General features: G+C 68.4%; 20 protein-coding genes. 3 read left to right on the top strand and 17 right to left on the bottom strand.

Features of this window, described 5'->3' with window-relative positions; all coding sequences use genetic code 11:
- Positions 1-15 precede the first annotated feature (15 nt).
- Positions 16-1,452 carry a nuclease-related domain-containing protein gene (locus ACH0BZ_RS09080; RefSeq protein ID WP_406897859.1) on the top strand — a complete coding sequence of 479 codons (1,437 nt, stop codon included), beginning with the start codon at positions 16-18 and terminating at the stop codon, positions 1,450-1,452.
- A gap of 78 nt (positions 1,453-1,530) precedes the next feature.
- On the opposite strand, the gene ACH0BZ_RS09075 is transcribed toward ACH0BZ_RS09080, so the two are convergent.
- From ACH0BZ_RS09075 to ACH0BZ_RS09005, 15 genes are all read right to left on the bottom strand, one after another.
- Positions 1,531-1,890, bottom strand: coding sequence for a hypothetical protein (locus ACH0BZ_RS09075; RefSeq protein WP_406897858.1), 360 nt, complete (start codon positions 1,888-1,890; stop codon positions 1,531-1,533).
- A gap of 129 nt (positions 1,891-2,019) precedes the next feature.
- Positions 2,020-3,117 carry a hypothetical protein gene (locus ACH0BZ_RS09070; RefSeq protein ID WP_406897857.1) on the bottom strand — a complete coding sequence of 366 codons (1,098 nt, stop codon included), beginning with the start codon at positions 3,115-3,117 and terminating at the stop codon, positions 2,020-2,022.
- A gap of 301 nt (positions 3,118-3,418) precedes the next feature.
- Entirely contained in the window at positions 3,419-4,951 is a 1,533-nt protein-coding gene (locus tag ACH0BZ_RS09065; protein ID WP_406897856.1) for a DEAD/DEAH box helicase family protein, read from the bottom strand.
- 209 nt (positions 4,952-5,160) lie between these two features.
- Positions 5,161-5,541 carry a hypothetical protein gene (locus tag ACH0BZ_RS09060; RefSeq protein WP_406897854.1) on the bottom strand — a complete coding sequence of 127 codons (381 nt, stop codon included), beginning with the start codon at positions 5,539-5,541 and terminating at the stop codon, positions 5,161-5,163.
- A gap of 42 nt (positions 5,542-5,583) precedes the next feature.
- Positions 5,584-6,042, bottom strand: a complete 459-nt coding sequence (locus ACH0BZ_RS09055) for a hypothetical protein (RefSeq protein WP_406897853.1) — start codon at positions 6,040-6,042, stop codon at positions 5,584-5,586.
- 137 nt (positions 6,043-6,179) lie between these two features.
- Positions 6,180-7,238: a tyrosine-type recombinase/integrase gene (locus tag ACH0BZ_RS09050; RefSeq protein ID WP_406897852.1), complete on the bottom strand. Its 1,059-nt coding sequence runs from the start codon at positions 7,236-7,238 to the stop codon at positions 6,180-6,182.
- A 401-nt stretch (positions 7,239-7,639) separates the two neighbouring features.
- Positions 7,640-8,461, bottom strand: a complete 822-nt coding sequence (locus tag ACH0BZ_RS09045) for an HNH endonuclease family protein (RefSeq protein WP_406897850.1) — start codon at positions 8,459-8,461, stop codon at positions 7,640-7,642.
- Between the two features lie 117 nt (positions 8,462-8,578).
- Complete coding sequence (locus ACH0BZ_RS09040) at positions 8,579-9,127, bottom strand: hypothetical protein (RefSeq protein ID WP_406897849.1); 549 nt, start codon at positions 9,125-9,127, stop codon at positions 8,579-8,581.
- Complete coding sequence (locus tag ACH0BZ_RS09035) at positions 9,114-9,809, bottom strand: hypothetical protein (RefSeq protein ID WP_406897847.1); 696 nt, start codon at positions 9,807-9,809, stop codon at positions 9,114-9,116. Before ACH0BZ_RS09035 ends, ACH0BZ_RS09040 begins: the two co-directional genes overlap by 14 nt.
- The gene (locus ACH0BZ_RS09030) at positions 9,806-10,348 is read right to left on the bottom strand and encodes a helicase associated domain-containing protein (RefSeq protein WP_406897845.1); all 543 of its coding nucleotides are present in this window, start codon (positions 10,346-10,348) and stop codon (positions 9,806-9,808) included. The genes ACH0BZ_RS09035 and ACH0BZ_RS09030 overlap by 4 nt, the downstream gene beginning before the upstream one ends.
- Positions 10,349-10,387: 39 nt before the next feature.
- Entirely contained in the window at positions 10,388-12,346 is a 1,959-nt protein-coding gene (locus ACH0BZ_RS09025) for a YqaJ viral recombinase family protein (RefSeq protein ID WP_406897844.1), read from the bottom strand.
- A gap of 237 nt (positions 12,347-12,583) precedes the next feature.
- A complete protein-coding gene (locus ACH0BZ_RS09020; protein WP_406897843.1) occupies positions 12,584-13,264 on the bottom strand; it encodes a hypothetical protein in 681 nt (226 codons plus the stop codon).
- A gap of 35 nt (positions 13,265-13,299) precedes the next feature.
- Positions 13,300-14,169 carry a hypothetical protein gene (locus ACH0BZ_RS09015; protein ID WP_406897841.1) on the bottom strand — a complete coding sequence of 290 codons (870 nt, stop codon included), beginning with the start codon at positions 14,167-14,169 and terminating at the stop codon, positions 13,300-13,302.
- Positions 14,170-14,210: 41 nt separating this feature from the next.
- On the bottom strand, positions 14,211-14,651 hold the full coding sequence (locus ACH0BZ_RS09010) for a hypothetical protein (RefSeq protein WP_406897840.1): 441 nt from the start codon (positions 14,649-14,651) through the stop codon (positions 14,211-14,213).
- Positions 14,648-15,760 carry a hypothetical protein gene (locus ACH0BZ_RS09005; RefSeq protein WP_406897839.1) on the bottom strand — a complete coding sequence of 371 codons (1,113 nt, stop codon included), beginning with the start codon at positions 15,758-15,760 and terminating at the stop codon, positions 14,648-14,650. Before ACH0BZ_RS09005 ends, ACH0BZ_RS09010 begins: the two co-directional genes overlap by 4 nt.
- A 132-nt stretch (positions 15,761-15,892) precedes the next feature.
- Between ACH0BZ_RS09005 and ACH0BZ_RS09000 the strand changes: the two genes are divergently transcribed.
- Positions 15,893-16,741 carry a hypothetical protein gene (locus ACH0BZ_RS09000; RefSeq protein ID WP_406897838.1) on the top strand — a complete coding sequence of 283 codons (849 nt, stop codon included), beginning with the start codon at positions 15,893-15,895 and terminating at the stop codon, positions 16,739-16,741.
- Here the strand turns inward: ACH0BZ_RS09000 and ACH0BZ_RS08995 are convergent, their stop codons facing one another.
- Entirely contained in the window at positions 16,742-18,187 is a 1,446-nt protein-coding gene (locus tag ACH0BZ_RS08995) for a replicative DNA helicase (protein WP_406897837.1), read from the bottom strand.
- 41 nt (positions 18,188-18,228) lie between these two features.
- Positions 18,229-18,765: a hypothetical protein gene (locus ACH0BZ_RS08990; protein ID WP_406897836.1), complete on the bottom strand. Its 537-nt coding sequence runs from the start codon at positions 18,763-18,765 to the stop codon at positions 18,229-18,231.
- Between the two features lie 480 nt (positions 18,766-19,245).
- On the opposite strand from ACH0BZ_RS08990, the gene ACH0BZ_RS08985 reads away from it, so the two are divergent.
- Positions 19,246-20,823: a hypothetical protein gene (locus ACH0BZ_RS08985; protein WP_406897835.1), complete on the top strand. Its 1,578-nt coding sequence runs from the start codon at positions 19,246-19,248 to the stop codon at positions 20,821-20,823.
- Positions 20,824-20,832 lie beyond the last annotated feature (9 nt).

The following is a 20,832-nucleotide window of genomic DNA, read 5'->3' as shown; positions in this document are numbered from 1 at the left end:
TTTAAGGTGATCGGCATGAACAGAACCGACATCCTCGACGCTCGCGGGGACAGCGCCCGAGGAGACGGTGCCGCCGACGCGGGCCGCTCTCTCAGCGGCATCCTGCGCGACCGTGTCCGCTACGCCAGGATGGATCAGGCCCTCAAGGCAGTCGCCTTCGGCTCGTTTGTCGCCGTCGCCGTGATGCTGGTGCTCGTCGTACTGGGACATGCACTGGCTGCAGTGTGGGTCGGCGGGATCGCACTGTCGGCGGCCGTGACCGCCCGATTCCTCGCCGCAACCCAAGGGGCCTCAGCGGTGATCGCGTCGTCGGCGACCGCAGCTGTCGCCACTATCGGTGCCGGCCTCACGGTCGGGGCCTCGTGGTGGGAGACGGTGATCGCGTTGGCGGCGATCGGCGTGACCCTGATCCCGATCAACCGGCGTCGCACGCGCCTGCCGGTGGTGCCGGTCGTCATCGCCGGACAGTGGTCGACGGTGGCGCTGATGCTGCTGGGAAAGTGGATCAGTGTCGCTGCCCCGGTAGCCGCGCTCGCGCTGTGCATTGCCCTGGTCTATGCCGTCGGCGACCGGGCCTCCGATCAGCGGGTAGCGCGAGCCAAGGCGCGGTCGGGCATCCAGGCCCGGACTATGCCTGTCGACCCCATGGCTATCGGCACCAAGGTCCCGCCGGCGATGTCGGTGCGCAACATCGAGGTTGGGATCGAGGCCGAGCAGGAGACGGCGAGCGTGCTGTCCACGTTGGGCCCGGAGTACATCGTGCTGCACTCTCGGAAGATTCCCGGTTCGGCCGCTGACTTGGACCACCTCGTCATCGGGCCGCACGGCGTGGCGCTGGTGGACTCCAAGTTCCGCGCTGGCGAGATGTCCTACCGGGAGCTCGATTTCGGGCAGGTGGACGAACGGGTCCTTCCTGATGGGCACAGCGCCAGGGGTCGCACCGACGCGTCGGGGAACGCTTTGCCTCCGCTGCAGGAGGCTGCGGTGGACGCGGCGATGGAAACTGATGATGCGGCATCGCCGGACCAGCCGGATGAGGCGCTGCCGCAGGCGGCGCTGGAGGCCCGCCAGCGGGCCTACGAGGTGTTCCGGGTGGCTGAGTTCTCCGGCAAGCCCGAGAAGGTCGGAGAGTGGTACTTGAACGGCTACCCGGCCAGTGCTGCCCTGGCGTCGTCAACGGCGTGGGAGGCTGCGCAGATCGAGAAGGCGCTCAAGATGCCCGAAGGCACCACGATCCCGGTGCTGCTGTCGATCCACGGCGCCCGGATGGACCGGGAGGCGGCCGCGATTCCGTTGTTCGATTCCGTCGGCGTCTACGAAAGGGACGCGGTGGTCACCCACTCGAGGGGGATCGCCGCAGCCATCCGGGAGCTGCCCACGGTCATCACCGAGCAGCAGAAGATCGACGATCTGGCCGTCGTGGTGGACGACCTGTTCCCCAGGTACAGCTGACCAGGATGAGACGGCCGCGGCCCCGCACCGGGATGGTGCGGGGCCGCGACGTCGCGTAGGGGAGGGGGCTGCGACCTGTTAGCCGAGGGCCCAGTGCTTCGGCCCGGCCGCGGCGAGCGCCTGCGGGCTGGTCGTCTCAGCGTTGATGACCCGCTGGTCCGGGCGCGTGTCGAAAGACAGCGGTAGCTCGGGTCGGTCTGCAGCAGCCACCGCGGTGATCACAGCGGAGAAGGCGAGCCCGATGAGTACCGGCCACAGGCTTGTGAACTCTCCGGCGCTGTACGGGTGGATCAGTGTGAGGGCGAACGATAGGCCCGCGGTGCCGGCCACACCGATCAGGGAGATGGCCGTGTTCTTCTGGGCGACGAGTCCGAGCAGCATCAGCGTGCCGATGCCGACGAGGACAGTGGCGCCACTGGAGATGAGCGAATCGAACATCTGCCGCTCCTTTCTGGTCTGCAGGTACCACACCAGTATGCGCACTGGGCATGCCGCTGTGAAAGGGTATCGGATTCCCTTTCCGGAATCCGCTTCCACCAGCACCAATCTGGTGGGGCTGCTGCAGAACTACCGGCGTCCGGTAAAGAGCGCCAAGAGCATCATCATCCCCGTCGGATCCGCGATCGCCGCCTTGCTGGGGTCGCCATCTTGGCCAGGAGCGGGGCGAAGTAAGGACTGCAGCTTCTCGCTGTCCATGGACTGCGTGCCCCGGCGAATCTCCCGCAGCAGTTGGCGGGCGCTGCCGGCCCGCTGACGCCGGGTCGCGCGGCGCCCGGCGTACCCGGGCGGGGTCTGTTGTTTGCCGGAGAACGGTTTCGCGGTGACCGGTCCGTCTGCGTCGGTGTCGCCGGCCGCTTCGGCGGCGTTGCGGCGAGCGCGTGCCTCAGCCCAGGCGGGGGAGTCAACGTCGGGAGCCGGGTTGTCTTCGCCGGCCCAGTTGACCAGCCTCGGGTCAAGGTTCGGTGAGGCGCCGCCCTGCTGGTCGATGTAGTCGTTGAAGACGTCCTCGAGGGTCTGTGGCGCTGTGGGGGTGGTGAAGTCGGCGGTCTCGTTGACGGCAGCACGAGCCTTGGTGCGCTCGTCGGCGGTCATCAGCCCCCACGCTTGCGGCCCGTTCTTCTGGATCGCCTCGAAGCGGGCTGCGGCGAGCTCTGCGCGGCGGGCGGCGTCGGCATGGCGGTCTCGCCAGGAGGCCCATACGTCGGGCTGTGAGCCGTTGACGTCCATCCGCACCTTGTAGCGAGCCATGCTGGCTCGAGCTTCGCCGAGCTCGAGCCACGCCTGGCGTGCGGCGGGGTGGCAGGACTTGAGGTCGATGGCCGGCATGAGTTTCTGCTGGCGCAGGCGTTCGGCGTGGAGTAGGCGGCCAGTGGCCAGGTCTCGGGCGAGAGTGCGTAGTTTCGGGTCTTTGGGGTCGGTGGAGGCGAGGGTTTCGATCGTGTCCTCGAGCTCCTTCTGTCGGTTGGTGGAGCTGTTGAGCTCGTTGTTCGCCAGGACCAGTGCTTCGTCGTTGCGTTGGCGGTCTTGGGCTGCCTTCTCCCAGGCGCGGGTGCCTGGATTGGCGGCAGCGAGGCGGTCTTCGATGCGCTTGCGGGTCGCCAACAGAGAGGTGATCTTGGCCCGGGTGTGCTTGGGGCAGCGAGGTCCGGGCTGGGCGCGACACATCGGAAGCGGGGTCCTCTCGACGACAGGCAGGCAGTGGTGTAGCCCATTGTCTGGCATCGTCGTGTCGCTGGCCGGAGCGTGCCGCCGGTAAATATGCGTGAGACCCGAGCTTGGCTCGGGCCTCATCACGTATCGGAGATAACCACACGGACCACTGAAGGCAACCGATGCGACGTGACGGTAGTGCCTGAACCGCCACGATTTGATCCCGGCCATAACCGGGATGTCGCAGTGCACGACGCCTTTGACTATAGAGGGTCCGCACTCGCTTTGCACGGACTGGCAGTGCGAAATGCGGTTCTCAGTCGAGTTCGGCGGCGAGTTGAGCAGCAGGAATCCAGTCGGCGCCGAAAATCTGGGCCACCCCCGAAAAGGTTGACGCATCAGAGTTAGTGCTGGTCGCGGAGGCAATGAGCCTTGACAACATCACCAGACCGGCCTGCTCTTCGATGGTGCCCATAGCCGCCAAGAGTGACCATGCGCACACTTGGTGATTTCGGTGTGCCCTCCCCATGGTCTGCTCCGCCAACAGCCCGCTGTAGCGCGCCTGGTGGAACAGCCCTCGCCGCGGAGTGTCGGTCGCGAAGGTGCCGTCAGCGAACTGCTCGCGCGCCTGCAAATTGATTGCCGTCGGGGTGTTGAACACCACGACCGGTGCCTGCCCTCGCTGGAACCGCATCCGTTCCGCTTCGGCGTTCGGGTTCGAGCCGTAGATGCGAGCCACCGGAACGCCGTGCGCCTCGAGCATGTCCGCGACCGGGTGCGCGGCCGTGGAGACCATCTCGGTAGCCACCAACACCTGATAGCCGCGCTCGAGCTCCGCGCGCACGGCGTCGACCGTATGCTCGGCGCGGATCATCGAGGCCTTCTGCCGCAGCCGCACGATCGCGGCGAGCCCGCGCGCGACGTCGTTGCCGGAACGGGCAATCTTCATCTCCCGCCGAAAGTCGCCCCACTCCAGCTCGTAGGCCCGCCACTGGTCTGGCGTGAGTTCCACGAGCTCGACGTCGAACGGGGGAGGGCCCCACGGGGCCGCACGGTTGAGCATCAGCGGGGGGTCGTGGCGCAACAGCACATCGCGGACCTTCGCGATCTCGCGTTGCTGGACCTGGAGAGACTGTTTGGCCTCCTTGGTCCAGGTCCACTTGCCGTAGGAGGTCTCCAGCGGCGTGCCCCGCGCCGCCAGCGCCTTGCCGAAATCGGCCCACTGGGCCGGCGGATCGCCGTGCACCTGGGCGAACAGCGACGACAGGTAGCCCCACTCGCCAGGATGATGGCCCGGGGTGGCGGTGACCGCCAGAACGAACGGGGCCTTCTCGGCGGGTGCGTCCAGTCTGGCCAGTCGGCGCATGTAGTCGGTGCGTTTGGAGGCGTGCCGGAACTGGTGAGCCTCGTCGGTCACCACGACGTCCGGGGCGATCTTCGGGCGGCCGTTCCGGGCGATGAGCTTGCCCAGGCTGTCCGACGGCATGATGATCCACCGCAGGTCGTCGTCGCCGAGCGCGGCGATGGTGCGCCGCCACGACGGGATCGTGATCCGTGCGGGCCGGTCCACGGTGATCAGCACAGTCTGGGCTCCCCGCATGCGGGCAATCACCTTCGCCGCGGCCACCGAGATCAGGGTCTTGCCTGTGCCGACGGAGTTCGCCAAGTAGATACCCCTCCACCCTCTCTGGGCCGCGGTGGCGATGGCGCGGACGTCCTCTCGCTGCTCTGGCCGCAGCGTCATCGGTGCCGACGTGGCCCCCGGCCCCTTGTTGCCGTTGAGTTCGTCCTCAAGCCAGCGCAGGTACGAGTAGGGCTTACTGGCGTAGGGGTGCAGCGCCTCTGGCAACTCCGTTCCGACGTAGGCGTGTGCGGTGAGCGCCTTGTAGTAGGTGACACCGGGCGGCTTCCCTCCGTCCAGTCCCCCCCAGGGGAGTTCGAGGAGCCATACGCGCTGGCCGGCTGGGATCGCTGGCAGGGCAGGTTTAGCAGAGGGGCGCCGCGTGGACTGCGACTTACCCCGCCGAGGCTTGGACTTGCTTCGGGACCGGGTAGCCATCAGCCGATGGCGGCCTGCACCCGCCGGAGCCGGGACTCGGCCTTGAGTCGCATCTCCTGGTTGTAGTGCGTGGCCAGCGCGAACGCGGAATCAACGAGCGGGCGGGACTGCTCAGTGATCGGCTGATCCGCGACCGCCCGCAGCAACACGGCCACCGCGCGGGGCCCCTCCGGGGAGGCCGCGAGAATGAGGCGGGCGTTGGACTTCTGCACGGCGGCGCAGACGATTCCGCCGGAGCGATCGGTGATGAAGGTGCGGAGAGACTGGGAGAGGGCCCACTGCCCCTGGGTACCGCGGTCGGCGCAGGCGTCGAGAGAGTCGGCGACTGCGAAGAGGAACTGCAGAACGCTGTCGTCGGTGTAGTCGGCGGGAGAGGCCACAGTGTGCTCCTGGTCGGTGCTGGCGGGTTCGCTCGCCTCACCCTAAGGGCCAGGCGTGTCGGCGATCGGGTTCGCCGGATCGGGTTCACACGAGACGGTGGCGGTGCCGTCCTCCTGGTGGTGTGCGACGACCTCGCAGAACCATGCCGCCGGCGTGGAGCTCGATGCGGCCAGCGTGGTCTGCGCCTCGTGAACGGAGTCGGCGAGTGCGGCGTCGCGCAGGGCGGAGGTCTCGTGGGCAGCTCCCCCCAGCGAGACCACCATCAGGGCGCAGGCTGCGCAGGCTGCTGGGGCGAGGACGTGGTCGCGCCACCACAGGGCTCGCCCCAACGTCGGAATGGTGCGGTGGGCGGCCGATCCGGTGATCAGCAGGGCGATGGCCACGACGACGGTGGCGACGGCGCCGAGGGCTGCCATCGCCACCCACAGGGGGGATGCGGCGGCGAGAGAGACCTGGTCGGTGGGGATCGTGGTGACGACAGGGGTGGGGTGGGTTCGCATGGTGGGCCTCGCTAGGGAAACCTGCACAAGGCAGGTGTCGGGCAAGACGGAAAAGGTGGGGTGGGTTCTCCGATTTTTTCACGGTAGCGCGCACCTACGACAGTGCATGAACCCCAGGTAGAGGCGCTATCGGGCGGTCATTCCTGGTGGGGGAGCGCCGCGTAGTAGGGGTTGGAGCGGGATGCGTTCCGGGTGGCTTGGCCCGAGGCCTCGAGGTACTTCTGAGTGCTGGCCAGGGTCGAGTGTCCGAGCAGGTCCTTGAGGACGTGCACGGGCACGCCGCTTTCGGCGAGCGCGATCGCGAAGCTGTGACGAAGCCGGTGGGTGTTGGCGCCGGGTGTCGGGGTGATGCCGGCACGGGCATAGGCGCGTTTGGTGCGGTACTGCACGGTGCCGCGGGTGATTCGTTGCCCGTCAGCGCCGACGAACAGTGGCTGCTCTGGGGCGAACTTGCGCCACGGCTTGCGCTTGGACCGGCGGCCTACCGGCACGGTCTCGGGGAAGCGGCGGGCCCTGCTGGCCAGGTAGGCCTCCAGGATCTGCGTCAGGCCCTCCTCGGCGACCAGGATCCGGTACTTGGAGCCCTTGCCGAGGATGCGGACGGTCATCGTCCCCGGCTCCTCGTGGTGGGGGGAGAAGTCGCCGATGTTGAGGGAGATCATGTCTCCGGTTCGGAACCCCAGCAGTAGCCCGGACAGGATGAGGGCGAGGTCCCGCTCCCGCCAGTCGTTGGGGCTGTCAGGGTCGGGCATGGCCAGCTGTGTCAACATCCGGTGCACATCGGGTTCCTCGAGGGACTTCGGCGGCGCTGGTGGTGGCCCGGCGTTGCGGTTGGGGACCGATTTCATCGGGTTGGACGCGATGTATTCCTGGTCAACCAGGAACTCGCACAGGCCATTCCACGTTGACCAGCAGCGTTTGAGTGAGGAAGTGGGCCGCCCCTTGAACCGTGTTCCGAACGCTTTCCAGAGAACCGTCTTGTCCAGCGCGTCGGACACGGTCAGTAGGTCGGAGGGCGTTCCGGTGTGGGAGGTGATGGCCTCGCAGATCCCTGCGTAGTCGCTGCGGTAGGCCCGCTGTGTGGCGTCGGCCTGACCGGACTTGTACGCCATGAACTGATCGAAGGCTGTATGCAAGAGCGTGCCCGAGAGGTTGCCGGACCCTGGGGTCGGGTCGGCGGCGGGCGCGCTGGTCATGCGTACAGCTCCTCGGGCGTCGGTTGAATGGAAACAGTAACGGCCGGCCTTGCCGAAGAGTAGGAGGGTGTGGCGCGCCCGCGTCCGGCGAGGCGTCACTCTACATCGGTAGAGGGTCAGGTTCCCTGTCCGTAGACTACATGGATAATAGACATTATCCATGTTGGGGGCGTGTGACCAGCGTGAAAATGTCGCGTATCTGTCGATTCTCAAACAGTCTGTCAATTTCTCACTGGCGTGTCACACGATTCGCAGGAATCTGTCACCAGTCTCGACGTCTCGGATGACTGGCAGTCGGTCCTGAACGAACTCGCCGACTCCTGATCTGAGCCACCGGGCGGACCAGAGCGGCCCGGCAGCCCACTCGGGTGCCGGGCCGTAGCTGTTGGAGCGGGTACCGCTCAGCAGGCGTCAAGGACGCGCGAGATCGCGTCCTGCTCGGCCGGGGTCACCCACAGCCCGTAGGCGCTCTTGACCTCGACCTGGGTGGCGACGTAGGTGCACCGGTACGGCTTGTTCGATGGAAGCCACGTCGCGGCGTCCCCGTCGCCCTTCTGCCGGTTCGCCGAGGCGTCCACGGCGACGAGATTGCGGGGATCGTTGGCGAACGCGAGTCGCTTCTCCGGGGACCACTGCTGGGCCCCGGTCTGCCAAGCGTGACTCAGCGCCACCCTGTGGTCGATGTCCACGTCGGAGGTGCGGTCGCGCGTGTACGCGATCGTCTTGCCCGTGTACGGGTCGTCCTGCAGGGTGCCGGCGGTGACGGTGCACCTGTCACGCATCTGGATGTTCACCAGGTCGCGGCGAAGTACGTCCTGGCGCTGGTCGCACCCGTTGCCCCCGTACTCGACCGGCACGTCGTCGTCCCACGCCCGCCCAAACTCTGACCGCGAGTAGCCGGTCTTCGGTGCCTTGCCCTTGACCTCGAGCCCCGCGAGCGCGGCCCTGGTGGCCCCCACATCGACCGTCCAGTCCCCCGCCGGGCTGGAACCCACCGGCTCCCCGGACCCGGTGGAGCCGAACAGGTCCTCCACCGCATCCGCCAGCGGATTGCCCGACGGGCTTGACGCCTCTACCGGCTCCTCTGCGGCCTGCTCGACGTGCACAACGTCGTTCTGTGCGGTGGGCGGGTTGACGGTGCCGACGTCTTCCCCCGAGATGTAGAGCAAGCCGGCGGCGACAGCGATCACCGCGGCGAATGACGACAGGCTGGACTTGCGCATCAGGTTCCTCTCCTGTGGCTGTGCAGTGTTCTCCGATGGGGTAATCGTCCCACCGTTTCCTGCCCGTGCAGTACCGGCGCGCTCCCCGAAGTGGCACCGCGCGGCCACACCCCCCGATTAGTCCCGCAGGCAGGAGTTGACCAGCTGAGCACCAGAACTCACCGGGCTCATCGCAACCGTCTTGCGCCCATCGGGCAGCCGGGTCAGGGTGCGGGCCTCGGCGGAGATCGCCAACACCTTGCCGGTGAGGTCCACGGCGAAGATGGCGGCGACGGCCTCGATCGCCCCGTCGTCCCGACGGATCGTCACCCCGACCGTGAGGACCCCGTCATCGCGCTCCTGCTGGACCGCCCTGCCCACAGATAGGCGAGGGGTCGACATCTCCTCGTCGATCGTCTCCACGACCAACGGGTCAACAGGGCCGCAGCCCGACGGCGGCGCCACTACGAACGACGGTGTCGCCGGCGGCCGTGCTGCTGGCTCCTCGTCGGATGCCGGGATCAGTCCGGCTGCGCAGTAGCCGACGGTGAGCAAAACGACCACGCTGAGGACAGCGATCGCCACAGCGGGCATGACCTGCGGGGAAAGGGTGCGTTCGCCGTCATCGTTGACGACTGTGACGCGGTCCAGCAGGCCCTTTTGGCGATCCCCCTCAGGATGCGCCACGTCGGTCCTCTGCGCGGCCCGCCCCCGATTCCTCAAGGCGCGCTAGCCGGTTGTGCGGCTGCATGGCATCACGGGTGTAGCGCCACTGGTGCAACGCCGTCTTGTAGAGCCGGCCGGTCTCGCTGCCGCCGAGCGCGGCGCGGGCGGCCGCGATCCCGGCTATCTGGGTGGCCCACCTGTCGCTGGTCTGCACGGCGGTGATGGCCCGTCGCCGTGAGGCGACGGCGATGGCTACTGCGAGGATCATGCACGACACCGCGGCGATCCCACCGGTCACTGTGTGGACGCTGCCGGCGGAAGCCGTGACACCCAAGCTGAGCGCGACAACGCCCAGCAGCAGAGAGAACGTGGGTACGGAGTCCCGTCGCGTCGGCCACCGGGAGGAGGCGACCGCGTGGGCGGCCAGCCAGGCCCCTTCCTCGGTGCCGGCCAAGGTCTTGACGATGTCGTTGCTGACCAGCAGGGTCCGCGGAGCTCGTCTCGAGGGGCGGGGCGATCCGGAGACGGTGACACCGCCCGTGGTGGTGATACGAACATCGGCAGGGCGGGCCGCGTCAGGGATGGTTCGCGCGGCCTCGCGGGCGGTGTCGAGCCACCATTCGGCCGCGATCCGGCGACTGGTTCGCAGCTCGTGCGGCTGACTGGCCGGGGAGGGCGTCAGGTCGTCGAGTGAGGCGTTCATGCGAGGTACCGCCGACTCGGGGCGTGGACAGCCAGCACAGGGCTGGCGTCGAGAGCTGCACGAAGAGACTCCTCACGAGTCGGACGCACGCCGCGTCGGTACAGGTCACGTTGCCGCTCCTGCGGCAGGGTCCCGGCCCGCCACGCGTGTTGCTGCCGTGCGAGCCAATCGCCGAGCCGGTTCCCCGACGGCGCGGTGTAGCTGCTGGGAACGATGCTGTCACCGTGTTCGTCGCGGTAGGCGTCGAGCTCACCCAGTAGCTCGCGCCATCGGCTCCCGGAGCGCCACCGCCGGCCCCGGGACCGATCTTCTTCTCCGCTCCAGGAGAAGCCGATGTCGTCGAGTTCGCGGACCCTCGAGGCGGGCAGGGTGCCAGCCATCCGTGCGGCTCGCACTCTGCGCACCCACACCCCCAGCGCGAAACCGCTGTCGGTGACCAGGCGAGGAGGGACGCCCCTGCCGGGGTGTGCGTCCCGCCAGCGCACGTACTGGCGCACGGGATCAGAGTCGGCGTCGAGGGTCGGATCGTCGAAGGTCATGGGGACATGCTCTCAGCGGGTCATGCCGCCACGACGGATCTAGAAGCCCTTCGGGGTCTGGAACAGCCGCCGCATGAAGCTGTGCAGGGCCCGGCTAGTCATGTCGGCGTCGGTGGCGGCGTTGTGGGCGTTGACGTACTCGACGCCGTTGGCCTGGCAGAAGTCCTGGTTCGTGGAGCCGACGGTGCCGTGATCGAACCGCTGCCGCAGTCTCATCGTGTCGATCACCCGAGGGGTACCGATGCCGTGCGCGCGCAACCACGTCTTCTCGAACTGGGCGTTGTGGGCGACCAGCGTGGTGTTGGGGTCGGACAGCAGTGTGGCAAGCCGCTTGTACTGGGCTGAGGTGTGGAACGGGGTCCGGTTGTCGACCATCTCCGGGGTGATGCCGTGGACGCTGGTGGCCCCGGTGCCTTGGCTGTCGCGGATCCGCTGGTCGATGCCGTGCAGTGAGTCGATACGTTCGACGACCTTGCCTTGCCCGTCTGTGACCACGACACCGGTCTGGATGATCTGCCCCTTGCTGGCGGAGCGGGAGTTGGTCTCGAAGTCGACGGTGACGTAGCGGCGGTCGGGGTTGGTGGTCGGGTCGTAGCTGCCGTACAGGTCTCGCACCGCCTGATCGGGCGACTTGCCGGCGTACACGGCGTCCTGGATCAGGCTGGCGGCCCTTTCCTGGCTAATCCCCCGATAGGCGGCCAGGTCGCGGGCGGTGGAGGCGTTCTTCTCCATCGACGACGCCGACCCGGGGTTTTTCACCCAGCCGAACGTGGACTTGTTCGGCCGCGGCCCGGCCGGGTTCTCCCGCTCGGTCTCCCATCGCTGCCACGTCGATGCCAGTTTCTCCTGGTGGTCGGCGATGGTTTTGCCGCTGGCGTCGAGCGGGTCGTCAACACCAATCCGGTAGTAGCGGGTCTCCCGGTCGTCGATACGGGCGGCGATCACCCCGTACTTGAGGCCGGCGGTGTGCAGGTACTGCGCCAGTTGGGCCCGGTACTCGGCGGGTGGCCCGTCTGCCCACGCGGCGGCGTCGGAGCCGGTCTTGCACTCGAGGAACCCGTCGATCGTCTGCCCCCCGTCGCTGGACAGGACAGAATCGACGTTGACCCCCTGGTACGGGATGTCGGGGTTGTGCCACGTCGCCTTCGCGGTCATCACCGTCACGTCGGGGTTGTCGGCGGCGAACTGGCGCACGATCACCGGCTCCCACGCATGCCCGCGGCCGAGCGGCCCGGTCGCCGAGGAGATGGACAACGCCTGCGCCTCGACATCGGCGTCGGTGATGGCGGTGAGCTTGGAGTTCTTGATGTCGGTTGTGGTGCGGTGGGGGTCCACGCCCAGGATCGCGCCCACGTCGGAGCCGCCGATCCACTGCTGGCGAGCTTCCAGCCACTCCCTCGAGCCCTCCTCAAAGTCACCGAGCTTGTGGCAACTGCCCAGGGTGTCGCCCGTCCATTCGGGAACCGGGTCGCGCTTGCCAAGCTCGAGCGCGGCCTGCGCTGTGATGTCCTTGTACTCCTCTACCGGGGCGTTGGCCTCCAGGTAGGCGCAGTGGGCGTCGTAAGCGTCGGCGCGGGCCTGCGCGAGTTGCTGCAGGGCGGCGGGGTCGTCGTCACCGGCAGTGGCCGATTGGGTGGCGGCGAACGTGGCGGCCGTGGCCTCGCGGCGCTCACGGGCAGCATCCCGGGTGGCGAGTAGCTGCGTGAACTCCTCCGAGTGGATCCGGTCGTCGATGTGCTGGCGCAGCTCCTCATCCGACAGGGCCGTCAGGTCGACGGCTCCGGGTTCGGTGTGGTGAATCTGGACAGCCTCGGCAGCGACCTTGGCCTTGTGCAACGCGATGTCCGCTGCGGTGATGTCGTCGATGGTGGCGGCGAGTCGGGCGGCCACCCGCCCCTGATCGGTGTCCAGCAGTCCGCTGTCGATCAGCGCGAGTTCAGCTTCGAGCTCGAGCTTGCGATCTGTGAGTTCTTGCACCCGTTGACTGGCGGCGACCACGGTGTCGCCGGGCTCCTTTGGGCAGGACCGCGGTCCACCGGGCTCGTTCGGGGATCGACACATAGGGCCTCGATTCCAAGGGTGCCAGCAGGGTTACTCCGATGACCCCGAGTTTAGAGGCGCCGCGTGCCGGGTCGGGACGTTCGGAGTAGCGACCGATGCTGCCCAGTCTGAGCGTGATCCGATGATGAACACTGGGCCAATCGTGGGCTTGCGCCCACGTGGAATTGCATGTCGTCACTGGTCAGGGGCATCTGCTCCCCCAGCTTTGTGGGCTGCAGCGATAGCGGCGTGGACCGAGGCCAGCAGCTTGTCGCCGAGGAACCGGGCGAGTTGGGCGCGACCCTTGTCGTCGTCGAGGCGGCAGCCGAGCACGTCCTGCAGAGTGAGGTCGCTGCCGGACCGCAGATGGGCGGGCACACGAAGCCGAGAACGCAGACGCGTGGTCCGCAGCTCTCCGTCGGCGTCGACATCTCCAGTCGGCACAGGCCGAGAGAGCGCGACGGTGAAGAAGGTCGGGGTTTCGTGCTCGACGGGAGGGACCCGGTAGGTGCCTACGACGTCAGCGGCCACGAGGAGACGGTTCAGGCGAGGATTTCCACCGAGCGGGCAGGCGAACAGGTGGCCGTCGCCCTCGCGGTGCCCCCACCGTTTGGTCCGTTCGGTGTACTCCTTTGCCGCGGTGATCTCGGCGTTGGAGTGCAACCGCAGAAGCCGCTTGACCTCGCGGGGTGAGACTTCCGGGGTGACGGAGGCGCGTTCGATGGCCCGGTAGGACAGTGCCAGACCGTCGGTGGTTGCCCGGTAGACGGCCTGGCTCTCTTCGAGTTGCGCCTCGGCGCGCTCCATCTCAACGGAGTTGGCCGCCAGGAGCGTCATAAGTTCAGCGCGACGCGCCAGCAGGGACTCGCGGTCCATCAGGCACCCCTTTCGACTGGTCGGCTGCTACGAGCCTAAAGGCCGGCCATGCCGGCGCCAGGTGACAGGTCCGGCGGCTGATCCGGGCCTGTGCGGGAAGCCTCCAACGCGGCGGCGACCCTCCCGGAGAGAGCGTCGAGGGTACTGCTGTGCCGGCGAGCGAAGTCGGGAGCGGAGGCCAATTCGGCGCCCCGGTCCCGTGCGTGTGGGGTGTCCAGGAACCGGTCCAGCTCGTCCACGGCTTGCACTAGCTCCCGATGCGCGGCGACCAGCGGCACCAACTGCTGCTCCCACACCTGCTCGGCGCGGGCGGTGAGCTTTTCGATGTCCCGCCTGGACTGTTCGTCCTCGGCGCGGCTGGCCAACCGCCGGCACTCGACGACCTCACCTTCCAGCACCTGCAGCTTGTGCAGCAGGCCCCATGTGGAGTCGAGGATGTCGTGGTAGACGGCACTGGTGTCCCCCAGCGCCCCGCTGCGGTACGACGAGGACTGCAGGATGTGCACCGCACCCATGACGATCGTGTCGGCGGCGTCTGCGCGCTCTCCGGGAAGGAAGTCGCCGCGCAGTATCCGGCGTGGGCCCAGCCCTTCGGTGCGGGTAGCGACGGCCGTTGAGACCTCCCCGGCTCGCCGTTGCAGACGTTGATGCACCAGGACCCATACGAGCGGCAAAACGATGAGACCGGCCAGGACCGCGAGCACAGGCGGCGCCCCAGCCAGGGCGGTTCCCGCCCCCACGATCGCGGCCGCCGCAACCGCCGCGGTGCCGGCGATGCCGCGCAACACATCCGGTTCCTGAGAGGCGCGGGCATGAGCTGCGGCGGCCACGGAGTCGCCGCGGAGCGGATTGGCCACCGACACCCAGGATCGACCGTTGTTGGTCAGCGTGATCCCGTCGTCCATGAGGCCTCCTCGGTGCGGGGTCGGGGTGTCAAGGGTGCAGGCTATCGCCGGGTCCGGCCAGCTGTGGTGGGGCGCGCACCGCGAGCTCTGGGAGCCCCGTTGACTACCGCGTCCTCGCGGAGCGCTTGGGCCCGGGCCTCCTGCCGCAGCATCGGGTACCGGGTGGCGATCTGCCGCAGAACTCGACCCTTGACGACGGCGCCGACAAACTCGTGGTCCTCCCGTGTCGCGTGGCGGCGCAGGAAAGTGCGAATCGAGTCGTACTCCGAGCAGCGGTGCCGGAGGTAGTTGACGCTCAATCGGGTCAGGAACTGGGGGTCGGAGTCCAGCGTCGCCGGCCGCCCGTCAGGGTTGCGGCGGTTGTAGTGGTCGATGGCTTGACGGAACAGGGATGCGGGCGACATCTCGGGAACAGTGATCTCGATCTGTTCGGCCAGGGCGATCAGGGTCTCGCGCCGGTAGCGGCGCTGCGGGCCGGTCACGAGCGGCCCCTCTCGGTGGGCACGGCGGTGCGCTTGCGCCCGAACCGGAACCGGGACGGCTTCTCCGCGGCAGGAACCCACTTCGGGGCCTGCGCTAGGACGGCCCCGAACGCGGCAGCCGCTGCAGGCTCGGGGACCAGGTCTGCGCGCCCGGCTTCGGCCCGCACCGCAGCCAGCACCGCCGTGTCCTGCCCGAATCCTCCGGTGACCTCCACGATCGGCTGTGTCGAGGTCGCGGTGCGGTCGGCGTCCCACGCCTGCTGCACCTCCTCGTGAGCGATCAGACCTGCCACCACCTGCTGCATGTGGGCGGTGGTGATCTGCCGAAGTCGGGGCCCGGCCAGCTGCCGGCGGCCCAGCGGCGCCGGGAAGTCCATGTCCACGTGGGCGGGCCAGGAGGAGCGTTCGGTACACAGTCGGTCTCGCCCGGCCGCCACCTGCGCAGCGGCCGCATCCCACCATGTGCGGTCTTGGGAGGACAGGTCGATGTGGGCTGCGGCAGCGGCGTCGGCGACCACGGCCCGGTCGACACCACGGGACCCGCCGAGCCGGTCAGTGTAGGTGAACGTCACCGACGCCTGTCCACGTCTCGAGAACGCGACGACAGCCACGGTGGCGGTGGAGGCACCAAAGTCCAGCACGGTGACGTGGGATGCCGCCGCCGGAGGCACCGTCTGTGCAGCGATCGCCTCTGGCCACGAGATCAGGGCGGTGTGTGGGGTGAGCCGAGCCAGGGCCCGCTGGTAGTCCGCTGCCAAGCCGTCCGGCCACCACGCCGGGTGAACCCCCACCAGCACGGTCGGTTCGGCGCCAAAGTGGGCGGCGGCAGAAGCCAGCGCAGGGCCGATGGCGACGCTGACCAAAGTGGCGCCGGACAGCGGGACATCGCCGATGATCTGAGGCGGTTTGTCGAGCAGCAGGTCGGGTCGGGGTACTCGGTCCACGGCTTGGCCTACCCAGGTGGAGGGGTGGGGGATGCCCTCGAGGTCCACGTAGGTGCTCGGGCAGTATCCGGCCTGGCCCTGCACGGTCAACACGGCCGGTTCGGGCGCGGTCGATGGCTGCGCGGCGGCTGCAGTGATCGTGGCCGAGCCGAGATCGACAGCCATCACCGGGTGCATCAGACAGGGGCCTTTCTTCTCGGGGTCGTCAGCGGCGGAGGTTGAGCGCTACCAGCATGCGGCATGGTCATGTCGGCCGTAGGGCTAGCCGGCGGGGCGGCGACATGAGGCGGTGCGAAGATGAGCGGCGAATCGGAGAAGCCGCAGCCGCACGAGAAGGGCCCACTGGGTGTGAAAGGCAACAAGGTGTCCACAGGGATCAGGTCGGCGTCGAGTCGGGCGCGGGAAAGCTTCGCGGGCCTGCCCAGCAGCTCGAAGACAATCATCGGTGCTGGGGCGCTGGTGGTCGTCATCGGCCTGCTGATCACGGTGACCGTGTTCATGTGGGGGCGCGATCCGAAGACCGACACCGACGCCTACCGTGGCCTGCTGGTCGATACGGGCGGGCAGGATCTGCCGGCACCGACGTTCACCGGCTGGGTCGGACAGCCCCGCGAGGATCCGCCGGGCGCGGTGGAGCCCGATGGGTCGATCACCGATGGGGCGCCGGCGGATTGTGTGCCCGGTGGGGAGCTGCACCGCGCCGCCCAGAACGTCACCCGGTCGTGGTCTTCGGCCTGGTCTGGGCAGACACTGAGCCTGGTGGCCTACAACGCGCAGATGGACATCGACATCGCTAACCCGGAGCCGCAGTCGCTGTCGGTGATCGACGCCTGGACCAAGGCGTGCCCGCGCACCACCTTCGTCAAGGACGGCATCCACCACGTGCAGAAGGTCCAGATCCTGCCCGTGGAGGCGGACTACTGGGGCATGGAGGACAACCGGGTCCATGTGGTGACGCTGACTCGCGTACGCGAGGGCCGCAACCTGGGTACCACCACCACCCTGTACGCGGTGTCGCGCTACCGGGACCTGACGATGCAGGGGGCGTTGACCATTCGCGGTTCGGTCACCGACGATGCGATTTCCACGCTGAACCTGCTGTGGGAGCGGCAGACCATGAAGGTCAAGGCGGAGTACAACACCTAGTCAGGCTGGCGGTTCAGGAACAGGTATCGCCCGGGGTGCGGGTTCGGACGTCTGGGCCAGCTCTCCGAGGAACGCCCGCTCGAACACCTGCCCCGCGGCGCCGTGGCGGACCTTGATCATCACGACCTTCAACTCGTCGGCCGTGTGTCCAGAGTCCTGCCCACCGACGGCGTACGGGCGGTGCAAGCCGATGATGACGTCCGCGTCCTGCTCGAGCGAACCAGACCCGCGGAGGTCATCGGCGCGCGGCAGCCGGTCGCCTTCGACGCTCGAGCGATTGAGCTGAGCGGCGACGACGGCGGCGACGTTGAGCTCCTTGGCCATGTCCTTCCAGCCCTTGGAGAAGTCCCCCAGCTCCTCGTGCTGAGCCTTCGCGCCGCGGCCACCGGGCGTACTCATGCGCTGGATGAAGTCCTGGAACGCGATGTCCAGATCGGCACCCTCGTCGCGGAACTTCATCCGTGCCGCAGCAAGCACCCGACGCTGATCGGCGAGCGTGGAGGCCTGGTCGTCGATCACCAGATGCCAGTTGCGGGTGATGTCGGCCTGCACCTCGGCGATCTTGTCCCAGCCGTGCGGCGGGATGTCTTCGGGCCACTTGTAGCGGTCCCGCTTGTATAGCTTGACCTCCGCGCACACGATGAGCTCGATGATCTCCTGGGCCGGCATCTCGTTGGAAAAGAACACAACCCCGGCCCCGGATTTGCAGGCCGCACGAAGGAAGTCGATCACCACGGACGTCTTACCGACACCGGGGCGGGCCGCGACGAGAGCCAGGTGCTTGCGCTCGAACCCGCCCGGCAGATACCCGATGCGCCGGCGGTTCGGGTCAGGGTCGTAGACCCCGTCAAGGTCCTTCCATCCCGTCGGCACGCCCACCAGCGGAGAATCCATGGTGCGGCGTCGCTGCAGTTCGCGCTGGTACTCGGCGACCTGATCGGCGAACTCCGGCAGCGTCACCGACACGTCCGCGCCGGTCTCCCGTAGCGCGTCGAGCTCGGCGAACACCTGATCAGGGGTGGCCCGCGAGGCCAGCATCCGCGACATGACCTCGTGCACCTGGCGGCGCTGGGTGGCCTCGAGGACCCGCTGCAGATGCACCCGCGGCACCGCCACCGTCAGCGACTCGGTGACCAGCCTGGTCACCGCGGCCGGGCCGCCGACGCCGCTGAGCAGGTTGGCCTCGTCGAGGGTCTGCACCACTGTCGGGGCGTCGATGGCATCGCCCACCCGCGCCAACGTCGTGATGGCGTGGAAGACCGCCCGGGTGTCGGGCGTGGTGAACGACTCCGCCGTCAGAACCGGCAGCGCCGAGCGCTGGAACTCGGCATCGCCGTCGAGCAGGGTGCCCAACACGACTCGCTCGGAAAGGGCGCTGTAGTCGCCGGCGTCGGGCGCTGCGCCGGCAACGCCCAGACTGTCGTCGTGGGGGTGGGGTTCGGTCATGGGAGCGGAGCCTAACGACGAAGGAATGGCGTGTGCGGCCTCTAGCGGCGCTGGCAGGCCAGAGACTCGTGCAGGCGCCGCGCAGGTTCTGGCATCGGGCCGGGTTCGGACAGCACCGATCCGGGCATGGGCTCGACGTCGGCGCCCAGGATCGACACCCTCAGCACCAGCCCCGGGGTGTCCAGCGCCCACGGGTGGGTGTGCTCCGGGGCGGCGAACGTCTTGGTCACTTGAGAGTCGATGACCCGCGCATCGTCGGAGAGCAGATGGAACCGGCTGGTCTTACGAGGAGACAGGGCGTCCTGCACCGCCCGGAGTAACTTGTCACCGTCCGGGGTGCCCGAAGGGGCGAGACGCGCGGGACGCTCCCCCACCGGCTCGACGGAGTCGCAGAACCCGGCGAACGGCATCCGCGCCGGCCACGGCACCGTCAGGCAGGCAGCGACCTGGACTGGGCCGTTGATCGGTGTCCAGTCCCCTCCGGCCTGCAGGAGGGCTCTTCGAGTGATCTCGTCGCGCCAGGCGACGAGTTCCGACCCGTTCTCGCGACGAATCTTCCCGGCGGCGACCGCCCGCATCGACCCCTGGGTGACCGGAACACCGTGCGCTACGAGCCAGAAGACACCACCTGACGCATCGTCCAGTCCCCCTCGGAAGTCTGTGGCGACCCGCCCGTCCCCAGTGCGTGTCCCGTCCCCCAGGTGCCGGACCGTGGACGCGGGCGCACTGGTGCGCCCGGAACGGCCCATCGTCTGTCGCCGCGGAGGAGCAGGCCGCAGCGGTGCCGCAACACCTGTGGAGCATTGGCTACACAAGTGGGACGAGGCCGGGATGACGCGGAACTGGCAGCCAGAGCACTGCTTGTGCGTGCCCGACTCCAGCAGCTGCCCCAGGTCAAGGGAGGTCATGCACCGACCTTATCGACGCCTCATGCCGGCCCCTCCTGGCCGCGAAATGGGTCAGGAGCAGCCGAATCGAGATAGTGCTGCAGTGTCGTGGCCGCGTGATTTGATGGGGCCATCGGAAAAGAACCCACCCCACACAGCGAAGGAAGACCGATGACGACCTTCACCCGCCAGACCCACCCGACCAGCTGGATCGGCTACACCGCCAACCCGACGAAGCCGACCGCCGTCAAGCGCGCCGTCGACGGCGAAGAGGTCACCGTCCCGGTCCGCCCCGACGTCTACGTCCGCGAGTTCACCTCCGTCCTCATCAAGGAGATCACGACGTCCGGGCGTGAGGGACGCGGCGGCACCCGCTCGGTGTCGGTGACGTTCGACGCTTCATCCTCGGAGACCGGCAGCGACAAGCGCCTCAAGCACGACTTCTCCGCCTCCACCGTGGAGGGCTCCGACGTGCACAAGGCGGCCGCCTGGTGCCACGAGCACAAGCAGCCGGTGTACGTGGCCATCGAGACCCGGCGCCGCTACAAGAACAAGTCCGGCGAGGTCATCCCCTACACCACCCCGATGCACGTTCTGCGAGGCTCCGAGCCCGACGGCACCCGCGCCAACTCCAACATCACCGGCGAGAACTGCGCCAACGTGATCGCTGTCATCGGCCCCGCCGACGACCCGGCCAAGAACATCATCAGCGCCGAGGCCGCCACCGACCCCACCGAGTGGGAGCAGTTCCGCCACAACCGTGACGGCTCCACCCCGCCCGAGGGCTGGGTACGCGTCTTCACCACCGACGGCCAGCCCGCCGGCGCCATCACTGTCGCCCCCGAGACGCCCGCCGCGACAGCCCCTGGCGCCACGGTCGACGCGCAGGCCGTCGCCGATCTCATCCTCGCCGCCATGCGCGGCGACACCCCAGAACGGCCGGTGCAGCGGCTCCGCTCCGTCGAGGGCAAGCAGTGGGAGACCGTCAACCTCGACGGCCGTCTCAACCCGGCCTCCTACGTCGTGCAGGCGATCCGCTGGACCCGCAAGGACGCGGTCGATCTGATCCAGAACGCGGCCTACGCCGACCCCGACACCGCCGCCCGGTTGGGTGACGAGAAGCTGGGCCGCGCTGCCACCGACCTGATCAAGCCCCTCATGTGGGCGGCAGACAAGGTCCAGGAGGCCGCCGTGGGCTACCAGCGGCAGGCCGAGCCGTCGTGGCGTGAGGCCGCGAAGTGGGTCGCGCAGGTCACCGCAGCCGAGCAGCCCTACAATCTGGCGTTCGTCGAGGATCGACACGCCGGCGGAGAGTGGATCAAGGCGGTCGCCGCGGCCGCCGGGGAGCTGTACTCCATGGCGCTGCAGATCGCCTCCGACATCGTCGGCGCCCCCACCGATGGCCCTTCTGACGGGGGCCCCGACGGCGGTTCCGGCGGACCCACCCCCGCCCCGGCCCCACAAAGCCAGGCGCAGCAGCCGCCCGCCCCGGCGGCGGAGCCCACCGGGCCGCAGGCGATGCTCGCCGACAGCGCGGAACTGGTGGCCCGCTGGGACGCGCTGATCGAACAGGTCGGCATGGCCGCCTACGTCGACCGCCTCAACCCGATCCTCGAGCGCACCTTCGGCACCCACCTGTCCACCCAGATCCCCGCCGACCGGTTCGCCACCGTCCTGCAGGCCTGGGAGTCCGACCCGGCCCGCTTCTGGGAAGCGGCGAAGGACGCCGCGCAGGCAACCGCCGCCTGACCGGGAACC

Origin of the sequence: Dietzia sp. 179-F 9C3 NHS (assembly GCF_045369825.1) — a bacterium.
Classification (GTDB): Bacteria; Actinomycetota; Actinomycetes; order Mycobacteriales; family Mycobacteriaceae; genus Dietzia.
The sequence above is the reverse complement of the archived record's forward strand: the minus strand, read 5'-3'. Positions and strand labels throughout refer to the sequence as shown.

What these genes read in the sequence shown, in the direction of transcription:
- ACH0BZ_RS08995 (WP_406897837.1), bottom strand. Translation starts at nt 18,187, where the DNA reads ATGACCGAACCCCACCCCCACGACGACAGTCTGGGCGTTGCCGGCGCA.
- ACH0BZ_RS09015 (WP_406897841.1), bottom strand. Translation starts at nt 14,169, where the DNA reads ATGGACGACGGGATCACGCTGACCAACAACGGTCGATCCTGGGTGTCG.
- ACH0BZ_RS09070 (WP_406897857.1), bottom strand. Translation starts at nt 3,117, where the DNA reads ATGTGTCGCGCCCAGCCCGGACCTCGCTGCCCCAAGCACACCCGGGCC.
- ACH0BZ_RS09075 (WP_406897858.1), bottom strand. Translation starts at nt 1,890, where the DNA reads ATGTTCGATTCGCTCATCTCCAGTGGCGCCACTGTCCTCGTCGGCATC.
- ACH0BZ_RS09035 (WP_406897847.1), bottom strand. Translation starts at nt 9,809, where the DNA reads ATGAACGCCTCACTCGACGACCTGACGCCCTCCCCGGCCAGTCAGCCG.
- ACH0BZ_RS09080 (WP_406897859.1), top strand. Translation starts at nt 16, where the DNA reads ATGAACAGAACCGACATCCTCGACGCTCGCGGGGACAGCGCCCGAGGA.
- ACH0BZ_RS09050 (WP_406897852.1), bottom strand. Translation starts at nt 7,238, where the DNA reads ATGACCAGCGCGCCCGCCGCCGACCCGACCCCAGGGTCCGGCAACCTC.
- ACH0BZ_RS09030 (WP_406897845.1), bottom strand. Translation starts at nt 10,348, where the DNA reads ATGACCTTCGACGATCCGACCCTCGACGCCGACTCTGATCCCGTGCGC.
- ACH0BZ_RS08985 (WP_406897835.1), top strand. Translation starts at nt 19,246, where the DNA reads ATGACGACCTTCACCCGCCAGACCCACCCGACCAGCTGGATCGGCTAC.
- ACH0BZ_RS09005 (WP_406897839.1), bottom strand. Translation starts at nt 15,760, where the DNA reads ATGGCTGTCGATCTCGGCTCGGCCACGATCACTGCAGCCGCCGCGCAG.
- ACH0BZ_RS09055 (WP_406897853.1), bottom strand. Translation starts at nt 6,042, where the DNA reads ATGCGAACCCACCCCACCCCTGTCGTCACCACGATCCCCACCGACCAG.
- ACH0BZ_RS09020 (WP_406897843.1), bottom strand. Translation starts at nt 13,264, where the DNA reads ATGGACCGCGAGTCCCTGCTGGCGCGTCGCGCTGAACTTATGACGCTC.
- ACH0BZ_RS09000 (WP_406897838.1), top strand. Translation starts at nt 15,893, where the DNA reads ATGAGCGGCGAATCGGAGAAGCCGCAGCCGCACGAGAAGGGCCCACTG.
- ACH0BZ_RS09045 (WP_406897850.1), bottom strand. Translation starts at nt 8,461, where the DNA reads ATGCGCAAGTCCAGCCTGTCGTCATTCGCCGCGGTGATCGCTGTCGCC.
- ACH0BZ_RS08990 (WP_406897836.1), bottom strand. Translation starts at nt 18,765, where the DNA reads ATGCGGGCGGTCGCCGCCGGGAAGATTCGTCGCGAGAACGGGTCGGAA.